The organism is uncultured Campylobacter sp. (assembly GCF_937997465.1).
Classification (GTDB): domain Bacteria; phylum Campylobacterota; class Campylobacteria; order Campylobacterales; family Campylobacteraceae; genus Campylobacter_A.
Genome location: NZ_CALKTQ010000249.1, coordinates 1 through 2,533, shown reverse-complemented (window position 1 = coordinate 2,533; position 2,533 = coordinate 1). Strand labels below are relative to the sequence as shown.

General features: G+C 35.9%; 2 protein-coding genes and 1 pseudogene. 1 reads left to right on the top strand and 2 read right to left on the bottom strand.

What is annotated here, in order from left to right; genetic code table 11:
• Positions 1-137: 137 nt before the first annotated feature.
• On the bottom strand, positions 138-1,547 hold the full coding sequence (locus Q0546_RS08295; RefSeq protein WP_297948638.1) for a FibroRumin system radical SAM peptide maturase: 1,410 nt from the start codon (positions 1,545-1,547) through the stop codon (positions 138-140).
• Positions 1,548-1,867: 320 nt separating this feature from the next.
• On the opposite strand from Q0546_RS08295, the gene Q0546_RS08290 reads away from it, so the two are divergent.
• Positions 1,868-2,128 (top strand): helix-turn-helix transcriptional regulator, encoded by a 261-nt coding sequence (locus tag Q0546_RS08290; RefSeq protein WP_297948640.1) that lies wholly within the window; start codon positions 1,868-1,870, stop codon positions 2,126-2,128.
• A 218-nt stretch (positions 2,129-2,346) separates the two neighbouring features.
• Here the strand turns inward: Q0546_RS08290 and Q0546_RS08285 are convergent.
• Positions 2,347-2,533 (bottom strand): annotated as a pseudogene (locus tag Q0546_RS08285) (3-deoxy-8-phosphooctulonate synthase); the annotation flags it as partial.

Sequence of the window (2,533 nt, the reverse complement as noted above, 5' to 3'; positions counted from 1 at the left end):
ACGAAAAGGTCAAGAAGCCGCATTATAGCGACAAAAACAAAATTTTAGATAAAATGCCTAAATTGTTATAAGCTCTTAAAGGTTATTAATGACGTCATAATGCTAAAATATATAAAATATTCACTATTTGCAAAACACTATTTCGTTAATTTCTCAACTTCGCATTTTTCATAAATTTCGCTATTTTCGCCTTTTGTTATGATCCTATGCAGGTCTGAGATCAGAAATTTTAAACTCTCTTTTGCGTGAATACAAAATCTCCTATCCAAAGAATCAATCGTATTGCCTGCTTTTTCGTTTGCCGCACTTATCGGACAGCCGCCACCACAAATGCCAAGAGCTTCACATTCTTGACATTCATCCTTTTCAGGTGGCGAGAGATGGCGAAATCTTTGCCAAATTTCATTGGTCGTCGGATTAAAATTTTCATCCAAGACATTCGTTACAAAATATTTTCTATCATACAAACAGCCTTGGCAAATTCCCACATCTCCGTTTGCCGCAATTACAATCTGTCCACCGCTTGTGGCTGCACAATCTGAAAAATAAACGCTTGATTTTGCAAAGGATTTTACCTTTCTCATCATTCTATCTTCATAAATTCCAAGCTTGCGCAGTTCTTTAAACATTTCGATTAAAAACTCACTCGTTTTTTGATAATGCAAATCCGAGATATTCTTATCCGACATTAAAATATTAAAACCAAAGCCTTTTATATTGTATTTTTTGACAAGCTCAAGCATATCGTTTTTATTTTTGATACTATCTTGCGTAAGCGTTATGGAAAGCGAAATTGGAACCCCAAGCGACTTTGCCAAATCAAGTTTTTGTATAATTTTTTCAAATACAAAATTTCCGCCGACATCCACGCGCATTTTATTTGTTTCGTCATTACAACCGTCTATCGAAATACCGATATTTACGCCAAGTTCGTTTAGCTTTAAAAGCCTTTGTTTGTTTAATAAGAGCCCGTTTGTAATCAAATCGAATTCAACTTTTTCTAAAACTTTACAACTCTTTTTAAGCTCGTTAATTTTATTTACTATAAAAACAAGTGTTTCGAAATTTAAAAGTGGTTCGCCACCGTAAAATAAAATGGTAGGCTTGGAATTTTCATCGAAATTTGCACTTTCGAGCTGTTTTATGAAAAATAAAATTCCATCCATTGCCGTTTGCTTACTCATATTTTCTTTTTTGAAGCGCTTTCTCTTTTCCTGATTATTGTTGCCTAAAAAGCAATATTTACAGGCCAGATTACATTGTTCGCTTAAAATAAAATAGCATACGTTTATTTGCGGCTGAGGAATAACCGATTTTACAAAATTTAAAATTTTTTCATCATCGCCCTCTTTGACTAAAATTTTATACTTTATCAATTCATCGATTTCGCATTTTAAATCTTGTGATAATTTCACGTTTTTGTCAACGGTCTCTTTTATTTTCTTAAATTTGTTATCGCTTAAATAGATCGGCTTCATCCTTAAAGAGTTATATAATGCTACATCATTACCTACATGAAAGGCGAAGCCATATTTTGAAAAAATCATAAAAATCCTTGAAATAGTATCGGCGGATTTTGGTCCGCCGATAAATTTTTAGCATATTTCCCATGCAATTTTGTCGTTTTCACTTCTGCGACCGCGGCACGAGCATACGCACATGCCACAACTGCATGAGCAAAAGCAAGCGCAAGTTCGGCCTGCGACAGCTTCAACAATTTTGCCGAATAGCTTTTCATATTGATTTATAGTGGCGCTCATTTCTTCTCCTTTCTCTAGAAATTTACTAATTGCTTATCCTATAGGATATAGATTTGCGGATTTTATCCAAATAAAGTTTAATTTTTACTTTACCCATAGGATAAAAAATGAGTGAAAATTTAGCTTTTTTTGACGGCGACGAGATACGAAATTTTTATCTGCAAATCTCCTCCAACGTCCGCAAACTACGCGAAAGCAAGGGTATGAGCCAGCTGGATATGGCGCTAAGTATGGATATAAAGTCAGTCGCGTTTTACTCAAACTGCGAGAGTTGCCGCTACGACAAGCATTTTAACCTTGAGCATATTTATAAAATTTCAAAAATTTTAGGCATCGAGGTGGATGAAATTTTTAAATTTAAGGCTTAAAAATTTATAAGCTTGAAAGTTTGAATTCTTTGACAAAAACAGACAATGATCAAGCGCCACGATAAGTTATCGATTTATGCTTAGATGTTTTTACATTTTTAGGTGCGAACCATGCGTGTATTATAAAAATTTTAACCCTCGTCCGGCGAGCGTTAAAATTTCAAACCGCCTTTCAATAGGCATCAAGAAAAAGCAAATTTTGCCAATATATTAAAATTTTAAAATCCGAGCGCTTTTTGAATTGCAAGCGTCTGGGCTACGACGCGCTCTAGCTGCTGCAAATTTAGCATATTCGGTCCATCCGAAAGTGCGTGGGCTGGATCAGGGTGCGTTTCGTAAAAAAAGCCGTCCACGCCCACGGCCGCCGCCGCTCGCGCGAGATACGGCACGAAGCGCGAGTCGCCG

Bases quoted from the DNA above. Each gene is read 5' to 3' on its own strand.
- Q0546_RS08295 (WP_297948638.1), bottom strand. From the start codon at position 1,547: ATGATTTTTTCAAAATATGGCTTCGCCTTTCATGTAGGTAATGATGTA.
- Q0546_RS08290 (WP_297948640.1), top strand. From the start codon at position 1,868: ATGAGTGAAAATTTAGCTTTTTTTGACGGCGACGAGATACGAAATTTT.